Origin of the sequence: Streptomyces sp. NPDC127119 (assembly GCF_042677425.1) — a bacterium.
Taxonomy (GTDB): Bacteria; Actinomycetota; Actinomycetes; order Streptomycetales; family Streptomycetaceae; genus Streptomyces.
Genome location: NZ_JBHXTO010000251.1, coordinates 1 through 3,885 on the forward strand (window position 1 = coordinate 1; position 3,885 = coordinate 3,885).

Annotated in this window: 2 protein-coding genes and 1 pseudogene; 1 reads left to right on the top strand and 2 read right to left on the bottom strand. The window is 71.0% G+C overall.

What is annotated here, in order from left to right; genetic code table 11:
* Both ACFVH5_RS43175 and ACFVH5_RS43180 read right to left on the bottom strand, forming a co-directional pair.
* Window positions 1–188 (bottom strand): annotated as a pseudogene (locus ACFVH5_RS43175) (hydrolase); the annotation flags it as partial.
* 84 nt (window positions 189–272) lie between these two features.
* A complete protein-coding gene (locus tag ACFVH5_RS43180) occupies window positions 273–1,907 on the bottom strand; it encodes a DUF4157 domain-containing protein (RefSeq protein ID WP_385839166.1) in 1,635 nt (544 codons plus the stop codon).
* Between the two features lie 235 nt (window positions 1,908–2,142).
* Between ACFVH5_RS43180 and ACFVH5_RS43185 the strand changes: the two genes are divergently transcribed.
* Window positions 2,143–3,741 (top strand): phage tail sheath subtilisin-like domain-containing protein, encoded by a 1,599-nt coding sequence (locus tag ACFVH5_RS43185; RefSeq protein ID WP_384805946.1) that lies wholly within the window; start codon window positions 2,143–2,145, stop codon window positions 3,739–3,741.
* Window positions 3,742–3,885: the final 144 nt, after the last annotated feature.

The window sequence follows — 3,885 nt, forward strand, 5'->3', positions numbered from 1 at the left end:
CCCGTCGTCCCCGGATACAGCCGCAGAACCTGCGGCTCCACCCTCGCCCACGGCGCCAGCGGACCAACCGCCTCGAAGCGGTACTCGTCCACCACGTCACCGGTGTTGCGCAGACGCAGCCGCACCGTCGTACTGCCACCCGGGTCCACGGTCGCGGAGGCGGGTTCCAGAGAAGTCCAAAGGCTCACACAAGGACGCTAGCCATCGGACGGGCCGCGGGCAGCGGACCCAGGTGCAGGCCCTGTTGCCCGAAAGGCCCACAGCCGGGGCCGTCAGCTCCTGGGGATCGGCGAACCGGTCGCCGTCATCACGAAGTGCGCGTAGGAGTCGGCGTTCATCAGTGCGCGCCGGCCCATGGCGTACCAGTTCTGCTGCCTCTGCGGACGCTGTGTCTCGTTGTCGCCCGTGTAGGTGGCCGGGTCGCGGGCGACCCGCTTGCCGAGCATCGCGGCGTCGTGCGTGGCGGCGGTGGCCGGGTCGAGGACCGTCGCCAGGCCCGCCTGCGCGGCGTCCTCCGACAACTCGTGGTCGTACGAGCTGTACTGGTAGTCCAGGGTTCCGGCGAAGCGGTGCGTGGCCTCGTGGATGACGTACCAGGCCACCTCGCCCTCCTCGCGGAGGTTGATCGGGCCGGTGCGCCCCGCGTCCATGGACGGCAGTTCTTCGCTCTTCATGTGGTCCGGATTCATCCGGGACATGTAGTCCTTGGTGCTCGGGGCGACCCACCCGGCCGCGCCGGACGCGGCGGCCCCCTTGGCAGTCGTGTCGAACATCGACGGCTGCCCGACCAGCGCGATCTGCGCGCCCTGGGAGTTCAGGCCCACCTGCACGCGTCGCAGCACCTCGGAGATACGCGGCACGAGCTCGCCGATCTGCTGCGGGGTCGCCGTCTGGAAGAGCGGGAACGCGGACTTCAGCGCCTGCAGCAGCAGGCCGCTCGGCGCGCCGCCCGCCGAGCTGAGCAGGGCCTGGGCGGTGGCCATCTTCTCCTGCGCCTCGACCACCGCCTTGCGGGTCCTGTTCTCGCGCTGCGGGTACTTGTGGTCGGCGATGGTCCCGCGCTTGGTGATGTCGACGGCTCCGCTGCTGTGGAGTTGCCGGGTGACGTCGTCGTACTTGTCGCCGTGCCGCAGGGAGGTGGAGTCGACCCGCAGGTCGGCGGTGGTCCTGGTCTGGCCGTTGCTGTCGAACCACGTGCCCGAGTCCTGCCCCAGGGCGTGGTGCGTCCGGGTGCTGCCGTTGAACGTCCAGATCGCGCGCTGGACCGCGTGCCCGCCGGAGGCGTGCCTCGTGCCGGACTCCTCGGTGGCGTCCTCCGTGGCGTTCTCGGCAGAGGCCGCGCGCTGCACCGGCGGCAGGCCGCTTCTCGCCTGTGCCTCGATCGCCTCCGCGCGCTTCTCGCCCCAGTCGCCCTGGCTTGAGACCTTCAGGCCCGAGCCGTTGTCGGCGCCCGGGACCGCACCCCTGCGCTGGTCCTTGACGTGCTGCAGCTCGTGGATGAGGGTCGGCTTGTCCTTGCCGTCCCAGACGACGTTCTCGCCGGCGGTGTACGCGCGGGCACCGATCGCCTTGGCGGACTGCAGGGCGACCGTGTCCGTGTGGAGCTTCACGGAGCTGAAGTCCTCGCCCTGGAACCAGCTCGCCGTCTCCTTGAGCAGCGAGCCGTTCATCCGGCTGCCCGGGGACTTCACGACCTGGTCCACCAGCTCGCGCTGTTCGTCCGGGGTGTGCCCGCAGCCCGCGCTGTGCTGGTGCTGCCTGCGCTGCACGGCCCGGGTCACCGCCGCGTTGCCCGCCGCGCTCTGCAGCGCCTGGATCCGGTCCGCGGTGGTGCCCCGCTCCGTCGTCGGGCGGACCTTGGCCTGATCACCACCGGCCTTCTCGGCCCGGGCTTCCTGCGCGCGCATGACCTTCCCCTCCACGGCTGCTCCTCCAGCATTATCCGAACGGGCCCCGCACGGGGAGAGCGGTACGGGCACCCGTGGGGGCAGGGCGGCAGGATCGGAGGGCACCCGGAGGCCCCAGGGTGCCCTTGCGGGCAGGGAGTTTGCCCCCGATCAGGTACTGCAGGACGTTTCAACGAACGCCCGCGCGCGTGAGAGTCGGGGGTAGACCTGTCTCGTACCCCGAGGAGAGCAGAGCATGCCGTCCTACCTGTCGCCCGGCGTTTACGTCGAGGAGGTGGCCAGCGGCTCGCGTCCCATCGAGGGAGTGGGCACGTCGGTGGCGGCCTTCGTGGGGCTCGCCCCGCACGGCCCGTTGAACGAGCCGACGCTGGTGACCAACTGGTCGCAGTACGTCGCGGCCTTCGGTGCCTTCACCGACGGCTACTACCTCGCGCACTCCGTGTACGGGTTCTTCAACAACGGCGGCAGCGCCGCGTACGTCGTACGCGTCGGTGGCGCGGCCGACGGCACCGCCGCCAACGGCGCGTCCGCGAACGGCGCCCCGGCGGCCGTTTCCGGCTCCGCCGCCCCCGCCGCGCTCACGGCCGGCGAGCCGAAGCAGCTGGGCACCTTCAGCGTGACCGCGGTCGCGGGCGGCTCGCTCAGCGTCGAGGTCGCGGACCCCGAGGGCGAAGGCCCCGCCGAGCGCTTCAAGCTGATCGTCAAGGACGGCGACAAGCCCGTCGAGTCCTTCGACGTGACCGCCAAGAAGGGCGGCCGCAACTACGTCGTCACGCAGGTGAAGGAGCGCTCCAAGCTCATCACCGTGCAGGAGGCGGCGCCCACCGCGCAGCTGGCGCGCCCCGACAACCAGACCGTGGCCCTGGCCGCCCCGTCGGCCGCGTCCACCTCCCCCGCCGTTCCGGCCGGGTCGGAGGACTCGCACCCGGGCCCGGCCCAGTACCTCGGCGACTCCGCCGACCGCACCGGCTTCGGCGGCCTGGAGGCCGTGGACGAGATCTCCATGGTCGCCGTCCCCGACCTGATGGCCGCCTACCAGCGCGGCGCGATCGACCTGGAGGCCGTGAAGGCCGTCCAGCTCGGTCTCATCGCGCACTGCGAGCTGATGGGCGACCGCGTCGCGGTCATCGACCCGCCGCCCAGCCTGAACGCCCGTGAGATCCGTGTCTGGCGTCAGGAGACCGCCGGTTACGACTCCAAGTACGCGGCCCTGTACTACCCCTGGGTGAAGGTCTTCGACCCGGCGAGCGGCCAGTCCCGGCTGACCCCGCCGAGCGGTCACGTCGCCGGCATCTGGGCCCGCAACGACTTCGAGCGCGGTGTGCACAAGGCGCCCGCCAACGAGGTCGTACGCGGCGCGGTGGACCTGGAGCTGCAGATCACCCGCGGCGAGCAGGACCTGCTCAACCCCATCGGCGTCAACTGCATCCGCGCCTTCCCGGGCCGCGGCATCCGCGTCTGGGGCGCCCGCACCATGTCCTCGGACCCGGCCTGGCGCTACCTGAACGTCCGCCGGTACTTCAACTACCTGGAGGAGTCGATCCTGCTCGGCACCCAGTGGGTGGTGTTCGAGCCGAACGACCACAACCTGTGGGCCCGGATCCGGCGCAACGTCTCGGCGTTCCTCGTCAACGAGTGGCGCAGCGGCGCCCTCTTCGGCCAGCGGCCGGAAGAGGCGTTCTACGTCAAGTGCGACGAGGAGACCAACACCCCGGAGTCGGTCGACCTGGGCCGCGTGATCTGCGAGATCGGCATCGCGCCCGTCAAGCCCGCCGAGTTCGTGATCTTCCGCCTGGCCCAGTTCTCCAGCGGCAGCGGTGAGCTGGAGGAGTAGGCACCGCCCACTCCCTAGCGGCGGGGGGGCGCCCCCCCCCCGGCCCCCCCCGCCCCCCCCGCACCGCCCCCCCCCCGCCACCCACACCAAAAAACCACCAAGCACAAAAAAAAAAAGTATTTGAAACCCCGGGGGTTATAAAAA

What these genes read in the sequence shown, in the direction of transcription:
- ACFVH5_RS43180 (WP_385839166.1), bottom strand. Translation starts at nt 1,907, where the DNA reads ATGCGCGCGCAGGAAGCCCGGGCCGAGAAGGCCGGTGGTGATCAGGCC.
- ACFVH5_RS43185 (WP_384805946.1), top strand. Translation starts at nt 2,143, where the DNA reads ATGCCGTCCTACCTGTCGCCCGGCGTTTACGTCGAGGAGGTGGCCAGC.